Origin of the sequence: Burkholderia singularis, assembly GCF_001718875.1 — a bacterium.
GTDB lineage: Bacteria > Pseudomonadota > Gammaproteobacteria > Burkholderiales > Burkholderiaceae > Burkholderia > Burkholderia singularis.
In genome coordinates this window covers 1924217-1943558 of sequence record NZ_CP013449.1, presented here as the reverse complement: position 1 = coordinate 1943558, position 19342 = coordinate 1924217, and the positions used below count along the sequence as shown (strand labels likewise).

Genomic DNA, 19342 nt, shown 5'->3' with positions numbered 1-19342 from the left:
GGCCGGGTGCGCTTGGCCTGCGCAGCCCGTGCGTCCCTCTGCTGCGGTGGCGCGGTATCAGCGGATTTGCCGGGCACGGCCGGGTCACGCCGTGCCGGCCCGGCATGCGGCGGCATGACGAAGCAGAGCGGCCGGCGACGCAGCGCCGCCGGCCGCTCGACACCATTCCCGTTACATCGGACCTATACGGATATCTATGGCTCACCTTCCTCAAATCCGGATTGCCGCGACGTACATGCGAGGCGGCACCAGCAAGGGCGTGTTCTTCCGCCTCGACGATCTGCCGCAGGCCGCGCGCGTGCCGGGCGCCGCGCGCGACGCGCTGCTGCTGCGCGTGATCGGCAGCCCCGATCCATACGGCAAACAGATCGACGGGATGGGCGGCGCGACGTCGTCCACCAGCAAGACGGTGATCGTGTCGAAGAGCACGCGGCCCGATCATGATGTCGATTACCTGTTCGGACAGGTGTCGATCGACAAGCCGTTCGTCGACTGGAGCGGCAATTGCGGCAACTTGTCGGCGGCGGTCGGGCCGTTCGCGATCAGCGGCGGGCTCGTCGATGCGGCGCGCGTGCCGCGGGACGGCATCGCGACCGTGCGGATCTGGCAGGCGAACATCGGCAAGACGATCGTCGCGCACGTGCCGATATCCAACGGCGCGGTGCAGGAAACGGGCGATTTCGAACTCGACGGCGTGACGTTCCCCGCCGCCGAAGTGCAGCTCGAATTCGTCGATCCGGCCGCCGACGAAGACGGCGACGGCGGCGGCGCGATGTTCCCGACCGGCCATGTCGTCGACGATCTCGAGGTGCCGGGCGTCGGCACGCTGAAGGCGACGCTGATCAATGCGGGCATTCCGACGATCTTCGTCGACGCGGCCGCGATCGGCTACACCGGCACCGAATTGCAGGACGCGATCAACGGCGATGCCGCCGCGCTCGCGAAATTCGAGACGATCCGCGCGCACGGCGCGCTGCGCATGGGGCTCATCAAGACGCTCGACGAAATCGCGACGCGCCAGCATACGCCAAAGGTCGCGTTCGTCGCGAAGCCGGCCGATTATGTTGCGTCGAGCGGCAAGCGCGTCGCGGCGGCGGAGATCGATTTGCTCGTGCGCGCGCTGTCGATGGGCAAGCTGCATCACGCGATGATGGGCACGGCGGCGGTCGCGATCGGCACGGCGGCGGCGATTCCGGGCACGCTCGTCAATCTGGCGGCGGGCGGCGGCGCGCGCCAGGCGGTGCGCTTCGGGCATCCGTCGGGCACGCTGCGCGTCGGCGCGCAGGCGCAGCAGGAAAACGGCGAATGGGTGGTGACGAAGGCGATCATGAGCCGCAGCGCGCGGGTGTTGATGGAGGGATGGGTGCGGGTGCCGGGGGCGGGGAATTGATCGCGCGGTTGTGCATTGCTTGATCGATTCGGCAGTGCGGATTGGGTGTAGTGGAAAATCTGCTTACTGCTGCAGACAATCGCAGATATTGCGATGTCAGTGCCGGGGGCTCAGTTTTTGATGGGCGCAAGGAGAGCGACTGTCGGATGGCGTGTATCACTTCTCCGGTGATGCAGGCATTGCAGCGCGGCCCCATTTAATTCTCGGCGCGTCGCCCGTGATAGATCGTACCTGGCTTGCAACATGATCCATGCGCGAGCCGAGCCGATGCCGGCTACTTCCAGTCTGATAGCCAGATCGGCCCCGACGTTGGCCGCACCTTTCACGACACGCGCCAGCAGATGCCGCGATACGCCGAGGCCTCCCGCCGCTTTGTCGACGCTCAGGTGCAGAGGTTCCAATGCAGCTATCCGTAAAATGTGCCCGGGATGGAGCGGTTGCTGCAACGCGGATACGTCGCGTTTGTTGCGATGACCGATGCGTTCGGAGGGAGGCGACGGGAGAATTGTGCGGAAATCGACCACTTCGATGTCGGCACCATAAAACCGGAATACGAGCTGCCAGTCGTTGTCGACCCCGATTGCCCAATGATCCGCCAGATCACCTTGACACGCCTGTATCCGCAAGGCGGGCAAATCGACATCGGCAGTTGTGCGGGCGACGTCGAGCAGTGCGAGGGTGCTGGCCAGCTTGTCGGGGTGGACGACTGTAATGCCGTGCGATGCTTTTCCACAGTAGAAAAGCTTGAGTCCCTTCGGCCTGAAAGTAATGATCATGCCGCCAGTCTCCAGGAATGAATTGCCCGGCCGCAGACGCGCTCCGCGGTCCTATGCCAAAGTATTCACGGCGTTGTTTCGGGCTACGGCTATTGAGGCTCGAGAACGTGTGTCTTCAGATAAGAGATTGCATAACCGAGAACCAGAAGAAAGAGCGGATACAAGAGCTTGATTCCGAACGACGAAATCACGGCGAACACCATGATGGTAGTCAGTCCGCCTAGAATTCTCTGTTTGTTATTGCTTGCCATCCGCAAGTAAGCAAGCACCGCGAACGCGCTCAAGATGAAGAAATTCTGGCCGGCGAGCGTAAATAACGTGGCGACCGTGATATAGCCGTTTGCACAGGCGCCAGCGACCGTCAGTATGATGATCCCGATGCCGATGACCGCGTTGACAGGGATGCCATGGTGGCGAATTTGCGATAGCGCGGCGGGCAGGATGCCTTCTCGTGCCGATGAGTAGACGAGCCGGGATGCGCCCCAGATCGCCCCGATCAAGTGAGCCATGATGATTACGAAGCCGCAGAGTGAGACGAAGATCGTCGAATAAGTACCCAGCGAACTTTCGAATAACATCGCGATCGGGGTTTTCAGCAGTCTCGGATCGGATGAATTGAACGATAGTTGCAACGCGATCGAGATCAGGATGTAGAGCCCGGCCACCAAGACGAAGCTGATCGCGATGACCTTGGGAAAATCCCGTTTGGGATCCTTGTACTCTTCGGTAGTGAAGGCCAGCAGCTCCCAGCCGGCATAGGCGAAGAATACGAGCCCGAGCGTCGGGATCGATTTTGTCCATTGCGATGGCGGCGCAATACCTTCTCCCTTCAATGGCGAAAGCACGAAGATGGACAGCGTGACGGCGACCAGGACGAAGACGAGCGTATAAGCAAGAATCTGTTGAAGTCCCGCTGCGAGTTTCGCGCCGATCACGTTGACTATGATCGCGATGAACAGCATCGCAAAGGCGATACCGGTGATTTGCCAGTAGCTCAGCTTGATCGCGTCGCCTAGATAGGATGCCGCCGTAAACGCCACGCCAGGCAGCGCGAGCGAGAACGTGCCGACCATTAGGATTTCGGTGGCGGCGGCCAGATTTCTTCCGAATGCTTCCTGAGTGAAGCCGGAAATGCCGCCGGCGTTCGGATAGAGTGAACCCAAATGGGAAAAGATGACGAGCAGAGGGATGACGAAGAGCGAATTCAGCATCCATGAGTAAACCGCGCTTGTTCCTGCCACCGAATAAGCAATGCCCGGGACGACAAGAATGCCCGCACCGATGACAAGACTCACGGCCATCGCCGTGCCGGACCAGACCGTGAGGGTTTTGCTTAACTGCTTCGATGGGTTACTCATGATTTGTCTTTTCACTCTTGATCGAAAATGGACATTTGCTCAATGACGAAGTGTCGCTGCCTTCAGGCAGAAAGTATTGAACCCAATCTAAACCCTGTCCATACGCGCTAAATTTGTCCGACGGCGGAACCTTGTCGTAGAGCATCACGCGTTTGCGGATCAGTTCCCGTACCGCGATGCCAGGCTTGGTATTACCCTCGATGCCCTTGAAGCTCCAACGCGGCGTAAAGGTGATCATTGGATTGGGGTTATGTCGGCTGCGACGTAAATGGTGCTCGGGCGTGTTGCACACCACAAAATGGCCCTCTCCGGCAAAACAGAATGCCCACGTTTCATGCTCGGGGTTCTCGGAATACTCGCGTGGCCACGGCTCGGTATCCCTATCATGTAACTGTTGCAGGATACTCCAAAACCATCGCTCGTAATCCGCGACAGTCTTGTCGACAAGCGGCCGGAATACGCACACGAGCGATGAACTGGATGTCCCGAAGTTTCGAGCGTTTTTCGTATATTCGTACAACGCTTTCGCCATGTGATCAAGATTGTTGGGGCTGTCGTCTTCGACGAATGTGAATCTTAATGATTTTTCCTTGTAGTTTTGAATGCCAAAGGTACACGGAAAGTCCGATTTTTCCTTGCCTAATTCATACTCAAATTCCGCGATGCCCTGAGTGGCCCAGGATGGCGTATGTGCGCGCAGATCGGACAATTCGAGTAACACCGGGGCAGTGTCGCGATTGACGGGTGCATGTTGCATATGCTTTGTCCTTTGGAAATTTTTCTCAAAAAACGTTCAGATTGTCCGAAACGCGAAAACCTAGCGCTCGAGCGCGTCTGATATCGCGGCTGACGATGGATTTCTTCAACCAGCGGTCTGAGCCGTCATATTTCGCTTTGAAGGGGGCGCGGCCGTGGACTGCCAGATAGTTGTCGATGATCAGCATGTCCCCTTTCTTAACGACAACATTTTGCTTAACGCGATTCAATTCGGCGATCAAATATCGCAGTGCCTCGTCATAAACACTCCCTTTATCGGGGCATTCCATGAAGTAGGGATCGATGCGTAGATATGGACTTTCAGGAACGCCGAACAGTACGGAAACGGCTTCGGATTCTTCGATCAGTTTCTTGATCGAGCGCCGCCCCGGATCATTTTCATCGATGATCTGGCGGAGGTGTTCGTTGTCTGGTTTGATGCGGTATTTTTTCTGAAACAGGATTTCCTTCTGTTCATCACTCAATTCAATGTCCTTGATGGACATGAGCGTCGTGGCGATACTGTCGTGATTTCGAATGCCGAACAGAATGAGATAATCGCCGCGGCATGGATGAAAAGCATCTTCGGTATGCCATTCAAGCTCAATATCGCTGCTGTGCCCGTTCTGTTCGGCTTCGTCGCCAGCAATCGGCAAGACGTTGTGAATCAGTCTGCCGTTTTGCAAGGTTGGCCAACTGAAAGATTCTCCCAGACACGATGCGGCCAACGCAATAAATGATTCTTCCCTGATCGTGCGACCGATCATTGCGGCGGACCGCCAGTTTGGCGGCGTGTTGCCGTAGAACGTGTCGTCATGCATCGGAAAATTTTCGATCAGGAGATAAGGTGCGTCTTTCGTCATGTCACGGAAGGAGTAAAACAGATCGAGCAGACTACGAGACGCGAGCGAAATGATCTTGGATGGATTTTTGAAGAAATCCTGTCCCACATCCATGATGTTCCCATTGTTCTCGACAATGAATTTATCGAAAAATGAAGTCAAATCCCATCGCTGCGAATCGGTCAAGGTGATGGTGGGGAACGGCGTGTTCGAATTATGATCGCTCATGATGGTCACTCGACAAATCTATCTGTTATCAGGTAAAAGCAACCGCTGTCGCCTGCTTCAGAGTAGTGAGGAATACCTTTGGGAAGGAAGATCTTTTCTCCCGGATGTGCCTCTACAAATAATTCACTCCCTTGATCTTGCCAATATAATTTCAAGCTGCCTTCCAGAATTAGAAGGGTTTCTTCGTTTTCGTGAAAATGAATCGGATTTTTTTCATGGGGCAATTCGTTGACAACCTTGACGACACCTGATTTTGGCAATAGATTGAATATTCCGGTTTTAAGATCGAAAATGTCGGACGGCTTGGTAGTCGGAATAGAGTTTTCTGTCATTTTGTTTGCGCCATGTTTTTGAAAATCATCGGGCATTTATCATAAGCAGATTGATTGACATCGGGCAAAAAATACTGCTCCCAATCCAGCCCTTCGCCGTAAGATGTCAATTTTTTTGAGGCCGGCATATTGTCATAAACAGCAACTGCATCTCGAATAGCCTGCCTGACAGCAATGCCCGCAGGTGTGTCGCCTTCAAGTCCGTCAAAAATCCAGCGAGGTTGAAAAATAATGAGCGGTTTTTCACAATACCGGCTCTTTCTAGTGATATGCGCGGGCGTGAAGCAGACGATAAAAAATGCCTGGCCGCCAAAACTAAACGCCCAATTCGGATCGTAGGGGTTCTGCGGGATATCGAACGGCCATTCCTTTTGATCCGAGTCATGCAGACGTTGCAAAATCGACCAAAACCATGTTTCGTATTCTTCGACGGTTTTTAATGAGTCGTCTAACTTAAAAAAAGCTAGAAACGAAGTGATCTTGCCAAGGCCGCGAGCCGTTTCAATGTATTTCGTCAAAACACTTCCAAGATTTTCTGTCATTGCGTCTTCATTGGAATTTTCCTCGAAAAACGCGGCTCGGAGCATATTGCCGTCATAGACCTGGTGTGCGAAATTGCAAGGAAAATGATGGTCGGAGTTGGAAAATTTTTTTATGAAATTCATTACGGGATCAATGGCCCACAATGGCGTTCCATGACAAAGCTCTCTGGCTGTCAGTAATTGATTAACGCGTCCGGACGAAACATGGGGCGAGGTGGCCAAATGATCGGTCTGGAAAGATATCTTCCCCATCTGAAGTTCTCCTGATGTGAGTTATAAAAATAAATTGCTAGTAATATATTTTTTGAGCCGGCCATGCCTCATTCTGTCAAGAAACCCAGCGGTTGACAAAGTCTGAGGGGGAATTTTGAGATTGACTGATATTTTGGTTATTAAATCTATGTCTCCATTGGAATGATTTGGCGATGTTTTTGGTTATCAAATTCCCTGTTGGCCGATCGGTATGGTGAAGGTCAGTTCAGTTTAGAGGGGTGGTGTCGGATTGAAAATAATATTTTCTTATAAAGATTCGTGTTTTGTTCAATAAATTTAGAGGATTTTTATTTGCTGCAATGCGAAATCGATTTTAGAGATTAAAACTAAAGGGTCGGATTGAGTTGTTGATATTTTATTGGCTGACAAATTTGACGAATTTTATCGCGCTAATAATATGGGAGCCAAATGCAGTGGGTGCCGACAAGTCAGCTGCCGGAGTGTCTCGTGGTAATGCATTGGTGGTCACAAAAATCTTTCCGGCACGGAAATGAAGGTATCGCGCGTCTTGCTCACCACGCTCTGAAGTGACTGCCCTTGGTTCGCGGCGAGGTTTGTTGTTTTTGGCTGAGGTGGCGCTTCTATTAAAATTTCAGATTTTTATGTCTATAAAAAATGACGCCTGAAACGGAGTGGCACTGCGGAGCCAATCAAGACGGCACTTGGTAGCCTGTACACAAAATGAATCCGCGCCACGAACTCGTGGTTTCTCCAACGCCGCACGTATCGTTTATGGTCATCGCATGTCAATGCACAGTCGACAATGCGACAACCTAGGTCTTTGCCTCCATCACCTCTATTTCCCGCCCATCCCCGACCCGATTGATCGTCCCCTGCGCGATCGCGACGAGCCGCTCGTGGTCGCCGTCTATCACGAACACGTGACACTGGCAGGTCGCCTGATTCCGTCCCCGGTAAACCAGCTTCGCGCGCGCAATCAGCGTGCCGTTGACGGCCGGGCGCAGGTAATTGATCTTGTATTCGCCCGTCACGACACGCGGCCCGAGCGCGAGCGCGCCGGCGAATGTCAACGCGTTATCGGCCAGGTAGCTGATGACGCCGCCATGAACGAAACCGTATTGCTGCCGGAGTTCGTCGCGGATCGGCAGGCGCAGCGACGCCTCGTCGCCGCCGATGTGCACGAGTTCGGTGCCGAGCAGCATGCTGAAGGGTTGCGCACGCAACGCGCCGCGCGCGTGATCCACGATGTCGGTCATCGACGCTCCTTCGCTCTCGATTGAGTCGAGTGGCCTATCCGGCAGGCCGCTGCCGCTATCCCGCCCTTTGCGCTCCACTCTAGGTATGGGATGGGCATTACGCAAGGAAATCGGGCGAAGAAATTCATCGCGGGATCGGGCCGGATTGCTCAAGTCCGCCGCCGAAATGCCGCTAAAGCCGACGCAGCTCCCTTCTTTTTTGGCTCCAACGGAAATTCATGATCAACAAAATCAAGCTCGCATCCGGTTTGCTCGGCGTACTCGTCGTGTTTTGCCTATTCATGATGGCGATCGACGGGCTCGGCTTTTGGGCGCTGTCGTCGACGCGTCGCGGTGTCGACGATCTGTCCAGCGTCGCGATCCGGCAAATCGACGCCGCCAATCTGGCGACCCATTACCTGCTCGACGCACGCACGAATCTGTCCCGCGCGAGTACGCGGATGGTGCGCGGCGATCCGAAGCCCGCCGACATGCTTCGCCACGTGCGCGATCAGCTGGCGAACGCCGATCGCGCGTTCGCGGCGTTGACGGCCGAGCCGTCGATCGGTGCGGAGAACACGGCGCGTGCCGCGGCGCTTGTCGAGCGCTACCGGAAGTACCGCACCGCGCTCGACGAACTGATTCAGTATCTCGAAACGGACAACATGCAGGCGTTCCTCGATCAGCCGACGCAATCGATCCAGGATGGGTATCTCACCGAGTTGCGCACGTTCTCCGATTTCAGCGGCAAGGTCAGCAAGGATGCGTTCGGCCTGATCGATACGGGCATCGCGTGGTTCAACGCGGTCGGAGTCGCGCTGTTCGCCGCGATGCTCGCGTGCACGGCGGCGATCTACGTCGCGGCGCGGCGCACGATCGTCGCGCCGCTGGCCGACGCGGGCAAGCATTTCGAGCGGATCGCGCGCGGCCGGCTCGACGAGCGGGTCACGCCGCGCGGCCTGTACGAGATCGACCGGCTGATGCAGGGGCTTGCCGCAATGCAGGCGAGCGTTGCGACGACGGTGCGCGCGGTGCGCGGCGCGTCGGACGCGATTCACATCGGCGCGGCCGAGATCGCGAGCGGCAATGCGGATTTGTCGGCACGCACCGCGAGCCAGGCGGCGTCGCTCGAGGAGACGGCCGCGAGCATGGAACAGTTGACCGCGACCGTGCGGCAGAACAGCGACGGCGCGCGCGCGGCGAGCGCGCTCGCCGACGAGGCGCTGCAGGCGACCCACGAAGGCCGGGCGATCGTCGACGACGTGATCGACAAGATGCGCGGGATCGCGCATAGCTCGGGCCGGATCGCGGAAATCATCGCGGTGATCGACGGGATCGCGTTTCAGACCAACATCCTCGCGCTGAACGCGGCGGTCGAGGCGGCACGGGCGGGCGAGGAGGGGCGCGGCTTCGCGGTGGTCGCGGGCGAGGTGCGCGCGCTTGCGCAGCGCAGCGCGCAGTCGGCAAAGGAAATCAAGGTGCTGATCGAGGAGTCGGTCGCGCAGATCAATGGCGGCTCGGAGCTTGTCGAGCGCGCGGGCGGCGCGATGCGCACGGTGTCGGCGTCGATCGAGCGGGTCGCGCAAACGATGACGGAAATCACGGCCGCGTCGGTCGAGCAGAGCGCGGGGATCGAGCAGGTCAATCAGGCAGTGACGCAGATGGATCAATTGACGCAGCAGAATGCCGCGCTGGTCGAGGAGGTAGCGGCGGCGGGCGGCGCGCTCAACGAGCAGACCGAGCAGTTGCAGCAATCGGTCGCGGTGTTCGAGTTGGGCGATGCGCGCGCCGCGCAGGCCGTTGCCGGAGGCGGTACGGCGGCACGCGGCGAAGCGGCGCCGCCGCGGCTCGCGGCAGCGTGACGAGGGCGTGACGAAAGAGTAACGGCGACCAGGCGCGGCGGCGCGATGCGCGCGTGCGTGGCGCGGCGGCTCGAGCGGGCAAGCCGCTGCTTGCCGTGGCTTCGGCACGTGACACGTAACGCGGGGCGTGCTCCCGTTTGAGGCGCGATGGCGCGCGGGGCGTCGTTGTGCGGCCGACGGCCGCGCCTGGCCGCCCGCGCCGTCGCTCATCCACGAGCCGCGCCGCATAAGCGGTCGCAGCAGGATGCCGCGACGGAAGGCGCGCGGCGCACTGCCGTTCGAGGCTGGCGGCGCGCGGCGCCTTCGCGGCCGGGGGCGGCGGCCGGGCTTTGGCCGCCCGGTCAATCGCCCGAGGGTAACGCCGCATAAGCGGTCGCGAGATGATAGGGCGTGGTCGACGGCATATCCGCGCGCGACACGTCGCCTTGCGCGGTCTTGCATTCGTGCCAGCCGCGCGGATGCAGGAAGCGTGTGCGAAAGCGCTCGGCCTGCTGCGCAAGCGCATCCGGCTCGCTGCCGCCGTGCGTCGCGAGCGCGCGCAGATACTCCGTTTGCGCCCAGATCCGTTGCGTGCTGTCGATGCATGCGCCGTGCTCGTCAAGCGCCGCGCAGACGCCGCCCGTCTGCGGATCGACGCCATGCCGTTGTGCGAACGCATACGCGCGGGCGAGCGCGTCGGGCAGGCTCGTGGCCGCGAGCCGGGCGCCTGCCGCGCTGACCAGATAGAACCATTCGAATTGATGACCGGGCTCGAACCGGTTATCCGCACTGCCGAGCGGCAGTTCCGCGACGCAGCCGGTGTGCGGTGCGACGAACGCGCGTTCGACCGCTTGCGCGGTGCGCAGCAGCGCGTCGTCGAATGCGCCGTCGCCGAATGCGCGGCTTGCCGCAAGCCAGCCTTCGGTCAGGTGCATCAGCGGATTTTGCAGCGGCGCACTCGTCGTTTCGGCGAAATCCTCGCTGCGCGCGGCGTCGAGCAATGCGTCGCCGCGCTGGCGCGCGAAGCGCTCGACGATCAGTGCCGCCGTGTGTTGCGCAATGTTGCGCGCGTCGCGGTTGCCGAACGCCGCAAAGTATTCGGCGCATGCGAACACGACGAACGCGTGCGTATACAGATCCTTCGTCCGCTCGAGCGGCGCACCGTGCGCGTCGACGCTGTAAAACCAGCCATCGTGGCGCGGATCGCGGAAGTGGCGGCACAATGCGGCGAACAGCGTGTGCGCATGCGCCGCATCGTTGGCGCGCGCGAACACGAAGAGCTGGCGGGCGCAGGCCATCGCGCGATACCGGGCGACGGGCAGCGGCGCATGCGTGTGTGGCGCGATGGCCTCGAACGGCAGTTGCAGCGCCGGATTGAAGCCGGGTCCGCGCCAGAGCGGCAAGACGATTTGCGCGAAATGACGGCGCAATTGCGCGGCTTGCTCGGAGGCAGAATCGGATATGGGCATGGCGGATGACGGCGCGGTTGACGACGGAAAAACGCGGCGGCCGCCGAGGCGGGCCGAGCGGCAAGGATAAAGCATGCGCCCGGCCGCCGCCGAAAAAAGGAGGGCGGAAGATGCAGAACAATCTCGAATTGATCATGCGGCTGATTCTCGCGGCAGGGCTGGGCAGCGTCATCGGCATCGAGCGCGGGCGGCTGTCGTGGGCGGCAGGGCTGCGCACGCACATGCTCGTTTGCGTCGGCTCGGCGCTCATCATGATTGTGTCCGCGTTCGGCTTTGCCGACGTGCTCGGGCGGCCGCACGTCGATCTCGATCCGTCGCGGATGGCCGCGCAGGTGGTGTCGGGGATCGGCTTTCTGGGGGCAGGATCGATCCTGCTGCGCGGCGAGATCGTCCGTGGCCTCACGACGGCGGCGAGCCTATGGTCGGTGGCGGCCGTCGGGCTGGCGGTCGGCGGCGGCCTGTATGTGGCGGCGATCGCGGCGACGGTCATCATCCTGATCATTCTCGCGGGCCTCAAGCCGCTCGAGCGCCGCTACCTTACCGTGCGCCAGCGCCGCCATCTGTCGCTGAGCGTCGAGCGCGGCGCATTGACGCTCGCGTCGTTGCACGATGCGCTCGGCATCGACAGCGCGCGCGTCAAGCAATTCATCGTCCAGCAAAGCAGCGATTCGGCCGATCGCGACGACGTGACGATCGCGTTGAGCCGCGTATCGGACATCGAATACGAGAGCATTTGCAAGCGTTTGAAACAATTGCCGGGCGTGAAGGGCTTTCGCGAGCGGCACGGCGTGTTGCAGGACGGATGACGCGCGCGTTTGTCCGGCAGCGTGAAGGCGGGTTGGAGGGGGCATGCAGCGGCATGCGGGGCCGGTCCCGGCGGATGCCGGCTTCGGCATGTGGCGGGCGCGCCGCAGGGCCGGCACCCTGGCATGAGACAATGCGGGCTCCCGACATTGTTCACAGATTTGTCCGGTGCGCATGCGGCGTGCTGCTGCTCGATCCATGACCGATTCCGCAACTTCTTCCCATCCCCGCTCTTCCCGCTTGCCCCGTTCGTCCGCTGCGAAGCGGCCGCGTGCGGTGGCAGCCGACAGCCGCGCGCCGTCGCGAGCGGCGGCCCCGATGGCGCACGACGCGGCGCCCGGCGACGCCGGGCGCGACGATCGCACGCTCGATCTGTTCGGCGGCGCTCGTCCCGGCGCGAAGCCGTCCTCGGCGGCGCGCGGGTCGGTGCAGCCGGAGAGGGCCGACGTGGACGAGCGGCAGCGCAGCTTCGAAGGTTTCGATTGGCCGGCCGGCGATGCGCGTGAAACGGGCGGCGCGGATGCCGGTGCGGCGGTTCAGTGGCCCGCACACGACGCGGATGGCACGGAGGGCGGCGCGACGGCACACGGGGCGGGCGGCGACGTGACGGCCGCCGGCGCGCAAGCGGCGGCCGGTAGCGACGTTGAGCTTGACAGCCGCGCGGTGACGCCGCAGTCGCAATACGCCGCCGCTCCCGCTAGCGAACGGGCCGATGATCCGCGGGCCGCGCAGGCTGCGGGCGCCTTTGCTGCGCCGGCAGGCGACGCGGGCCGTGATGTCCGCGCGACGGCACGCGACGCCGCCGCGCAGCTCACCACCATGCCGGGCGAACGCGAGCGAACATCGGCCAGCGTCGATCCGGCCGTATCGGGCGCTCGCGCCGAAGCGGACATTTCGTTGCGCGCCGGCCGTCCAGCCATCGACGCCGAAGCTGCGGCGGCCGGTTCCGAATCCTCGGCACGGCGGCAGACGGCTTCGGCGCCTCGCACCCATTCGAAGCGCGCGAAGTCCGAGCCGAAATCGCCGGGACGGCGGGGTGCGCCGGCAGCGCTCGCGCCGAAGCGGCGCGCGGCGGATGCTTCGGCCAAGCCGGAGCCCGCGATACCGTCACCCGAATCGGAATCGCGGGCGGCAAGCGGCAGTGCGGCGTCCGGCACCGCATCCGCTTCGCACGTGGCCGCCGCCTCGGCATCGGCATCGCTGTCCGGCGATCAGACGCCGCCCGCCCATGAGTCCGCCGCCCTCGGCTGCGATCCGCCGGGGACGCCGCCCTGCGCCGCTCCCGACATCGACACGCACCTCCGCCCGCTCGCGGACAAGTTACGCGTGCTACAGACGGAAATCTCCGATATGCGCCGGGCGGCCGACGCGCAGAGGCGCCGCGTCAATCGCCTGCTGCTCGGGCTCGGCGTGATGATGTTGCTTTCGATCGCCGGGCTGATTGTTCAATCGATGCAGGCTTCGCGGCTGCGCAGCGAATCCGTTGCATTGCAGCAACGGATCGACAGGCTCGTCGCCGAGCAGATATCGCAGCAGGCGAGCCTCGTGACGCTGTCGCAGCGCCTGGACGAGCAGGGCGAGCAGGTCGGACGGCTGACGAATCGTCTCGCCGGCGCGGCCAAGCCGGTCAAGCGGCCATACCACGGACGTTGAACAGCGGGACGGATGGCGATGTTGCGACGCTACAACGAACAGATCTGAAAACACGCGCGAAACGTAGATCGCGTGGCGTAATTGCTGCGGCGCACTAGGCAAATCTAGGGAAAACCCCTAGAATGATGACTAAGGGAAAACCCTAGTCACTCGTTGCCAGGAGTCGCATATGAGCCTCATTTTCGCGCTGCTTCAAAAGATCGAAGATCTTTTCGTCTCCCCGCACCTGCCGCTCGATGCCGATTATTCGTACAAGGCTCGCCACGCTGAGGCCGAGCGCCGGCGCAAGTCGCAAGTCGCGCAATTCGGCTTGATCCGCCGCTAAAGCCGCTGCGCGGCACGGCGCGTATTGGCGAGCCGGCGCTTTGCCCGGTTCGCCAACACCGGCCCGGCAACACGCCGCTCGATCGGGAGTAGCGGCAGCATCCGTGCCGTAGCGCGGTGCAATGAAATCGCATGTCCGTCGACAAACGCCGTTTCGCGCCGCCGCACACGCTGACGCGGTTCGTTTACCGCTGAGCACGGCGCGGCGTAGCGGACCGGCTCGTTCATGAATGCCGGATCGGGCGTCCGATCGGCTCGGCATCCCATCTGTCTGCCCGATCCGCTTCCGGCCTCCCCGATTCGCGTGATCGCACTCGGCCCGCTACACTGGGTAGTGTTTCCGCTCGTCCAAACAGGTGCGGCATGCTCGAGATGCGCCCGATGACCCAGACGGAATTTCGCGAGTACCGGCTGCGCGCGGCGCGCGGCTACGCGCAGGATTTGATCGCGTCCGGGCAGAGCACGGCGGACGAAGCCGGCGAGCGCGCGCTCGCCTGCATCGATACGCTGTTGCCCGATGGCCTGCTGACCGACGATCAGACGCTGCTGACACTCAGCGACCCCAGCGACCACCTCGCGCTTGGCTATCTCTGGTATGGCACGGCCAGCGAAGGGCCGCATCGGTCGTTGTTCATCTACGATCTCGAAATCGATCCGGCTTATCGCCGTCAAGGCTGGGCTACGCGCGTGCTACAGATGCTCGAGGACGACGCACGGCGATTGCGCGTGACCGAGATCGGCCTGTCGGTGTTCAATCACAACAGCGCGGCGCTCGCGCTGTATCGAGCACTGGGCTTCACAGCGATGACGACGACGTTCGTCAAGTCGATCACGCCGGTTTAACGCCGAATCGCGCCGCGCTCGGCCCCGCTCATTCGCGAGACGGTTCGTTGAGCCGCTCGTCCCGTCTGCACGCCGACAGCGGCAATTGCCGCGCTTTGAGCACCTTCACGATGCGTTGCGTCCGCTTGTGGCTGACCACGGTCAGACATGCGCATCCGTAGCCGTGGTGGCCGTTCGTCCGCACGTATTGATCGCCCGCGATGTCGGGAAGCCGGTCCATGCCTTCGGCCTCGGGGCCGCCCATCACGCTGAGTGTCCATGAGCCGTGGCGGTCCGTCAGCCACCAGTTTCCTGGCGTCGGATTTTCCAGCCAGCCGCAGCGGATTTCGGCCGCGCCCGTGTGCGGCAGGCCGAGCCCGGCGGCGATCGCCGCGAGCGTGAGCACCGCACGAAGCGCGCGCTGCCGTATGCGGGTGTCGCGGCGCTGGCGGCACGCGGCATTGGCCACCGGGGCACGCATCATGCTTTTCCTTTCCATCGACGCAGCAGCAGCGCATTGGCGACGACGCTCACGCTCGAAAACGCCATTGCCGCGCCGGCGATCATCGGGTTCAGCCAGCCGAGCGCGGCGAGCGGAATGCCGATCAGGTTGTAGGCGAACGCCCAGAACAGATTTTGCTGGATTTTGCGGTAGGTGCGGCGCGAGATGTCGATCGCGTCGGCGACCAGCGCGGGATCGCCGCGCATCAGCGTGATGCCGGCGGTGTGCATCGCGACGTCGGTGCCCGTCGCCATCGCGATGCCGACGTCGGCGGCGGCGAGTGCGGGCGCGTCGTTGATGCCGTCGCCGACCATCGCGACCATGCCGCCGCCCGCCTTTTGCTTCATCTGGGCGACGACGCGCGCCTTGTCGTCAGGCAGCACCTGCGCGTGAACGTCGTCGATGCCGAGCGACGCGGCCACGGCCTCGGCGCTGCCGCGATTGTCGCCGGTGACGAGCGCGCTGCGTATGCCGCGCGCCGCCAGCCGCTCGATTGCCGTGCGCGCCTGAGGCTTGACGGTGTCGCCGAATGCGACGAGCGCGAGCGCGGCGCGCGGCACGTCGATGCGCATCAGCCACGATACGGTATGGCCCGCCGCTTCCAGCGCCGCCGCGCGCTGCGCGATGCCGGCCGGTACGCCGATGCCGAGTTCGTCGCGCCAGCGCGTGCTGCCGAATGCGATCAGTTGCCCGTCGATGTTCGCTTCGACGCCACGCCCGGCGACCGCGCGCGGCGCGTGTGCCGGCGCATCCGCGAATGGCGAGCGGTGCGCGGCGATGTCGGCGGCGAACGCGGCGGCAACGGCCCGCGCGAGCGGATGCGTGCTGTCGCGCTGGACGGCGGCCGCGAGCGCCAGCGCATCGGCGTGCGGGATCTCGATCGCCTCGAGCGCCGTGACAGTGGGCCGGCCTTCGGTCAGCGTGCCGGTTTTATCGAACGCGACGATGCGGGTGCGCTGCGCGAGTTCGAGCGCGAGTGCATCCTTGATCAGCACGCCGCGCCGCGCGGCGGCGCCGGTGCCGGCCATGATCGCGGCCGGTGTCGCGAGGCCGAGCGCGCAGGGGCACGCGATCACGAGCACCGCCACGGCATTGAGGATCGCCGTTTCGGCGCTCGCGCCCGCGGCGAGCCAGCCGGCGAGCGTGACGAGCGCGATCGCGATGATCGCGGGCACGAACACGGCGCTCACGCGATCGACAAGACGTTGGATCGGCGCTTTCCCGGCCTGTGCCGATTCCACGAGCCGGATGATTCGCGCGAGCGCCGTCTCGGCGCCGATCGCGGTCGTCTCGACGGTGAGCGCGCCCTCGCCGTTGATCGAGCCGGCGGTCACGCGTTCGCCCGGCTGCTTCGGCACAGGCAAACTTTCGCCGGTGATCAGCGATTCGTCGACATGGGTGACGCCCGCCGCGATCCGGCCGTCGACCGGGATGCGCTCGCCTGGCCGCACGCGCACGCTCGTGCCCACGCGCACTTGCGCGAGCGGGACGTCGCGCTCGACGCCGTGCTCGACGACGCGCGCGCGCTCGGGGCGCAATGCGTCGAGCGCGCGGATCGCGTCGGTGGTTTGCCGCTTCGCGCGTGCTTCGAGCCATTTGCCCAGACGCACGAGCGTGATGATCACGGCGCTCGCCTCGAAGTACAGATGCGCGGGATGGCCGGGCTCGCCGCGCAACATCAACCAGAGGCTCAGGCCGTATGCGGCTGACGTGCCGAGCGCGACGAGCAGATCCATGTTGCCGGCGCGCGCGATGAGCGCGTGCCAGGCGGCGCGGTAGAAGCGTGCGCCGAAGCCGAACTGGACGATCGAAGCCAATACGAGCTGCAGCGATGCGGGCAGCGTGGCGTCGATGCCGAACGGCGCGACCAGCATTGGCCACACGAGCGGGGCGCTCAGCACGGCGGACGCGATCATCAGCCCGCGCTCGCGCCGGGCTTCGGCGAGCTTGCGCTCGCCGGCGCGCGAATGGGTGGCGGGTGCCGACGGCGGAGGCGACGCAGTGGAGGCGCTGGTCTCGGCGGTTTCGGCGGTAGGCGGCGCGATGCCGTCGATTGCCGAAGCGCGGTAGCCGGCGCGGCGCACGGCGTCAACGAGCGTGGCGGTGCCGACGCCGGGGGCGGCATCGACCGTCGCTTTTTCGGTGGCGAGGTTGACCGACGCGCTCACCACGCCAGGAACGCGCGACAGCGCCTTTTCGACGCGCCCGGCGCATGATGCGCAGGTCATCCCGCCGATGTCGAGTTCGATGACGGCCGGCGACGGCGCGGGTGGCGCGGTTGCGGCGACGGAAGCCGTGGTGGTTGCTGACTGATCGTCGATTGCCGAAGCGCGATAGCCGGCGCGGCGCACGGCGTCAACGAGCGTGGCGGTGTCGACGCCGGGGGCGGCATCGACCGTCGCTTTTTCGGTGGCGAGGTTGACCGACGCGCTCACCACGCCGGGAACGCGCGACAGCGCCTTTTCGACGCGCCCGGCGCACGACGCGCAGGTCATCCCGCCGATGTCGAGCGAAACGGTTGTCGCAACCCGAACGGCATGGCGGCTGCCGCCGTGTTCGCTTTCGTCGTCGCGATGGTTTTCTTCGGCGCGGGCGCCGGCTTCACGCCGTTCGGCGGGCGACGGCGCGAATGTCGCGCGATATCCGGCGGCGCTGAGCGAGTCGAGCAGGCCGGCCGGATCGAGCGCGGGCGTGGTGTCGAGCTTCGCGATGCCGGCGACAAGATCGACGCGCACGCGGCTCACGCCCGGCACGCGGGCGAGTGCCTGCTCGACGCGGGTCTTGCAGCCGTCGCACGTCATGCCTTCGATGCGCAGTGTCACCGTGGCCGGATCGGCGGGAATGGACAGATCAGTCATCTGCGATCCAATTCGATAAGGCGGGCGAGGCCGCCGATGAGCACAGTATCAACATTCCCATGATAGGAAGGTCAAGCGGATGATGCATCGCCGGCGTTTGCTGCCGGCGCGCGGCGGGCGTGGCGGCGGATGTCAGAAATAGGCGGCCGCTGCGCCGAACGGGATTCGCGGGCGCGAACGCCGTGCGTGCGCCGTTCGGCATGCGGCGTTTGGCCGCGCGCCCGACGGTTTGATTACAATCGGCGCGTATTGCGCTGGGCGGGATTGCCGGGGCCGGCTGCGTCGCGCGGAACGGCCGCGGCGGCGTCGAGGCGCCCGAAGCGAGGAGAGACGATGTCGACAATACGATGGCGGGCCGTGGCGCTGGGCGCTGCGTTGACGCTGAATATTCCGTTTGCGCTTGCCGCGAGCTTCGATTGCGCGCGCGCATCGAACGCGGCCGAACGTGCGATCTGCGCAAGCCCGGCGCTCGGCGAATTGGACGTGCGGATGGCGACGTATTACGAAATTTTGCAGCGCGCCCGTCCGGCCGATGAAGGGATGGCATACCGCGAGTTTCGCGATGCGTTGCGCGGTGACCAGCAGAGCTGGCGGCAGCGCGTGCGCGATGCGTGCGGGGGCCGGATCGCCTGTTTGACGAATGCGTACACCGCACGGACCGCCGCGTTGCGCGACGTCGCGGACGAGCGGCTCGCGCTGCGGGCCGCGGGCGTGCCGGCCGCGGCGGCGTCCGGCCCGACGGCGCCGCTATCGGCCGATCCGGCGGGCGTAGTTTACGTGATCGACGGCGAGCCGATCAAACTGACGAACGGCGCGGCGGTGCAGGCGGCCGCGCCGGGATCTGCGACGCAGCGGGTGACGAAGCTCGTCGCGCGCAGCAGCACAGTGACGGTCGCTGGCCGCCCGGTGACGGCCGTGCTGCTCAGCGACGATCCGGGCGGCAGCGGTCAATTTCTGTACGTCGCGGCGGCGCAGCCGGATCGCGGCGGCACGCCGGCCGTGCTGCTCGGTGATCGGCTGACGCCCGTGGCGGTATCGATCGAGCTTGGCGGCGCGGCGGCGGTGGTCGTTGTCGAATATCTGGATCGGCCGGAAGGCGCGCCGTTTGCGCAGAAGCCTTCGGTGAGGATCGTGCGGCGTTTCGGGCTGGAGAGCGGGCGGCTCGTCGAATTGCGCGGGTAGTTTGACGCGGGCATGCATCGGGGCAGTGCGCATGCCGCCGATGCTGGCAGACATTGTTTTTGCCGGGGTGACAAGGTTACGATACAGCCGATCCTAAAAATAGCGCTGATAAAGCGTCACCCGGCCGGCATGAACGCTACGAGGACCACACGAGATCACGCGAGCGCCGACCGCCAATCAACGCGCGCGGCTTT

17 protein-coding genes are annotated in these 19342 nt (G+C 63.2%); 7 read left to right on the top strand and 10 right to left on the bottom strand.

What is annotated here, in order from left to right; translation table 11 throughout:
• The first annotated feature begins 196 nt into the window (after positions 1–196).
• On the top strand, positions 197–1390 hold the full coding sequence (prpF, locus tag AQ611_RS23925; RefSeq protein ID WP_069236300.1) for a 2-methylaconitate cis-trans isomerase PrpF: 1194 nt from the start codon (positions 197–199) through the stop codon (positions 1388–1390).
• A 110-nt stretch (positions 1391–1500) separates the two neighbouring features.
• On the opposite strand, the gene AQ611_RS23920 is transcribed toward prpF, so the two are convergent.
• The 7 genes from AQ611_RS23920 to AQ611_RS23895 form a co-directional block, all read right to left on the bottom strand.
• Entirely contained in the window at positions 1501–2166 is a 666-nt protein-coding gene (locus tag AQ611_RS23920) for a HigA family addiction module antitoxin (RefSeq protein ID WP_069236299.1), read from the bottom strand.
• An 89-nt stretch (positions 2167–2255) separates the two neighbouring features.
• Positions 2256–3524: an APC family permease gene (locus AQ611_RS23915; RefSeq protein ID WP_082711691.1), complete on the bottom strand. Its 1269-nt coding sequence runs from the start codon at positions 3522–3524 to the stop codon at positions 2256–2258.
• Positions 3517–4281, bottom strand: coding sequence for a YqcI/YcgG family protein (locus AQ611_RS23910; RefSeq protein ID WP_069236298.1), 765 nt, complete (start codon positions 4279–4281; stop codon positions 3517–3519). Before AQ611_RS23910 ends, AQ611_RS23915 begins: the two co-directional genes overlap by 8 nt.
• Before the next feature lie 25 nt (positions 4282–4306).
• Positions 4307–5350 carry a TauD/TfdA family dioxygenase gene (locus AQ611_RS23905; RefSeq protein ID WP_069236297.1) on the bottom strand — a complete coding sequence of 348 codons (1044 nt, stop codon included), beginning with the start codon at positions 5348–5350 and terminating at the stop codon, positions 4307–4309.
• A gap of 5 nt (positions 5351–5355) precedes the next feature.
• Complete coding sequence (locus AQ611_RS25240; RefSeq protein ID WP_180978117.1) at positions 5356–5682, bottom strand: cupin domain-containing protein; 327 nt, start codon at positions 5680–5682, stop codon at positions 5356–5358.
• On the bottom strand, positions 5679–6476 hold the full coding sequence (locus AQ611_RS23900) for a YqcI/YcgG family protein (RefSeq protein WP_083237537.1): 798 nt from the start codon (positions 6474–6476) through the stop codon (positions 5679–5681). The genes AQ611_RS25240 and AQ611_RS23900 overlap by 4 nt, the downstream gene beginning before the upstream one ends.
• A 794-nt stretch (positions 6477–7270) precedes the next feature.
• Complete coding sequence (locus AQ611_RS23895; RefSeq protein WP_069236295.1) at positions 7271–7714, bottom strand: PaaI family thioesterase; 444 nt, start codon at positions 7712–7714, stop codon at positions 7271–7273.
• A gap of 218 nt (positions 7715–7932) precedes the next feature.
• Between AQ611_RS23895 and AQ611_RS23890 the strand changes: the two genes are divergently transcribed.
• The gene (locus AQ611_RS23890) at positions 7933–9555 is read left to right on the top strand and encodes a methyl-accepting chemotaxis protein (RefSeq protein ID WP_069236294.1); all 1623 of its coding nucleotides are present in this window, start codon (positions 7933–7935) and stop codon (positions 9553–9555) included.
• Positions 9556–9896: 341 nt separating this feature from the next.
• Here AQ611_RS23890 and AQ611_RS23885 read toward each other — a convergent pair whose 3' ends face one another.
• Positions 9897–11003 (bottom strand): AGE family epimerase/isomerase, encoded by a 1107-nt coding sequence (locus AQ611_RS23885; RefSeq protein ID WP_069236293.1) that lies wholly within the window; start codon positions 11001–11003, stop codon positions 9897–9899.
• 110 nt (positions 11004–11113) lie between these two features.
• Here AQ611_RS23885 and AQ611_RS23880 point away from each other — a divergent pair, with 110 nt between their 5' ends.
• The 4 genes from AQ611_RS23880 (at position 11114) to AQ611_RS23865 (ending at position 14627) form a co-directional block, all read left to right on the top strand.
• A complete protein-coding gene (locus tag AQ611_RS23880; protein ID WP_069236501.1) occupies positions 11114–11809 on the top strand; it encodes an MgtC/SapB family protein in 696 nt (231 codons plus the stop codon).
• A gap of 316 nt (positions 11810–12125) precedes the next feature.
• On the top strand, positions 12126–13460 hold the full coding sequence (locus AQ611_RS23875; protein WP_146011752.1) for a hypothetical protein: 1335 nt from the start codon (positions 12126–12128) through the stop codon (positions 13458–13460).
• A gap of 169 nt (positions 13461–13629) precedes the next feature.
• The gene (locus tag AQ611_RS26225; protein ID WP_173678743.1) at positions 13630–13785 is read left to right on the top strand and encodes a hypothetical protein; all 156 of its coding nucleotides are present in this window, start codon (positions 13630–13632) and stop codon (positions 13783–13785) included.
• A 362-nt stretch (positions 13786–14147) separates the two neighbouring features.
• Positions 14148–14627, top strand: coding sequence for a GNAT family N-acetyltransferase (locus AQ611_RS23865; RefSeq protein WP_069236290.1), 480 nt, complete (start codon positions 14148–14150; stop codon positions 14625–14627).
• A gap of 28 nt (positions 14628–14655) precedes the next feature.
• Here AQ611_RS23865 and AQ611_RS23860 read toward each other — a convergent pair whose 3' ends face one another.
• Entirely contained in the window at positions 14656–15090 is a 435-nt protein-coding gene (locus AQ611_RS23860; RefSeq protein WP_374755058.1) for a DUF4087 domain-containing protein, read from the bottom strand.
• The gene (locus AQ611_RS23855; protein WP_083237534.1) at positions 15087–17966 is read right to left on the bottom strand and encodes a heavy metal translocating P-type ATPase; all 2880 of its coding nucleotides are present in this window, start codon (positions 17964–17966) and stop codon (positions 15087–15089) included. Before AQ611_RS23855 ends, AQ611_RS23860 begins: the two co-directional genes overlap by 4 nt.
• A 333-nt stretch (positions 17967–18299) precedes the next feature.
• On the opposite strand from AQ611_RS23855, the gene AQ611_RS23845 reads away from it, so the two are divergent.
• A complete protein-coding gene (locus AQ611_RS23845) occupies positions 18300–19148 on the top strand; it encodes a lysozyme inhibitor LprI family protein (RefSeq protein WP_069236498.1) in 849 nt (282 codons plus the stop codon).
• Positions 19149–19342: the final 194 nt, after the last annotated feature.

Bases quoted from the DNA above. Each gene is read 5' to 3' on its own strand.
- AQ611_RS23865 (WP_069236290.1), top strand. From the start codon at position 14,148: ATGCTCGAGATGCGCCCGATGACCCAGACGGAATTTCGCGAGTACCGG.
- AQ611_RS23910 (WP_069236298.1), bottom strand. From the start codon at position 4,281: ATGCAACATGCACCCGTCAATCGCGACACTGCCCCGGTGTTACTCGAA.
- AQ611_RS25240 (WP_180978117.1), bottom strand. From the start codon at position 5,682: ATGACAGAAAACTCTATTCCGACTACCAAGCCGTCCGACATTTTCGAT.
- AQ611_RS23880 (WP_069236501.1), top strand. From the start codon at position 11,114: ATGCAGAACAATCTCGAATTGATCATGCGGCTGATTCTCGCGGCAGGG.
- AQ611_RS23890 (WP_069236294.1), top strand. From the start codon at position 7,933: ATGATCAACAAAATCAAGCTCGCATCCGGTTTGCTCGGCGTACTCGTC.
- AQ611_RS23875 (WP_146011752.1), top strand. From the start codon at position 12,126: ATGGCGCACGACGCGGCGCCCGGCGACGCCGGGCGCGACGATCGCACG.
- AQ611_RS23855 (WP_083237534.1), bottom strand. From the start codon at position 17,966: ATGACTGATCTGTCCATTCCCGCCGATCCGGCCACGGTGACACTGCGC.
- AQ611_RS23860 (WP_374755058.1), bottom strand. From the start codon at position 15,090: ATGATGCGTGCCCCGGTGGCCAATGCCGCGTGCCGCCAGCGCCGCGAC.
- prpF (WP_069236300.1), top strand. From the start codon at position 197: ATGGCTCACCTTCCTCAAATCCGGATTGCCGCGACGTACATGCGAGGC.
- AQ611_RS23900 (WP_083237537.1), bottom strand. From the start codon at position 6,476: ATGGGGAAGATATCTTTCCAGACCGATCATTTGGCCACCTCGCCCCAT.
- AQ611_RS26225 (WP_173678743.1), top strand. From the start codon at position 13,630: ATGAGCCTCATTTTCGCGCTGCTTCAAAAGATCGAAGATCTTTTCGTC.
- AQ611_RS23920 (WP_069236299.1), bottom strand. From the start codon at position 2,166: ATGATCATTACTTTCAGGCCGAAGGGACTCAAGCTTTTCTACTGTGGA.
- AQ611_RS23885 (WP_069236293.1), bottom strand. From the start codon at position 11,003: ATGCCCATATCCGATTCTGCCTCCGAGCAAGCCGCGCAATTGCGCCGT.
- AQ611_RS23895 (WP_069236295.1), bottom strand. From the start codon at position 7,714: ATGACCGACATCGTGGATCACGCGCGCGGCGCGTTGCGTGCGCAACCC.
- AQ611_RS23845 (WP_069236498.1), top strand. From the start codon at position 18,300: ATGTCGACAATACGATGGCGGGCCGTGGCGCTGGGCGCTGCGTTGACG.
- AQ611_RS23915 (WP_082711691.1), bottom strand. From the start codon at position 3,524: ATGAGTAACCCATCGAAGCAGTTAAGCAAAACCCTCACGGTCTGGTCC.
- AQ611_RS23905 (WP_069236297.1), bottom strand. From the start codon at position 5,350: ATGAGCGATCATAATTCGAACACGCCGTTCCCCACCATCACCTTGACC.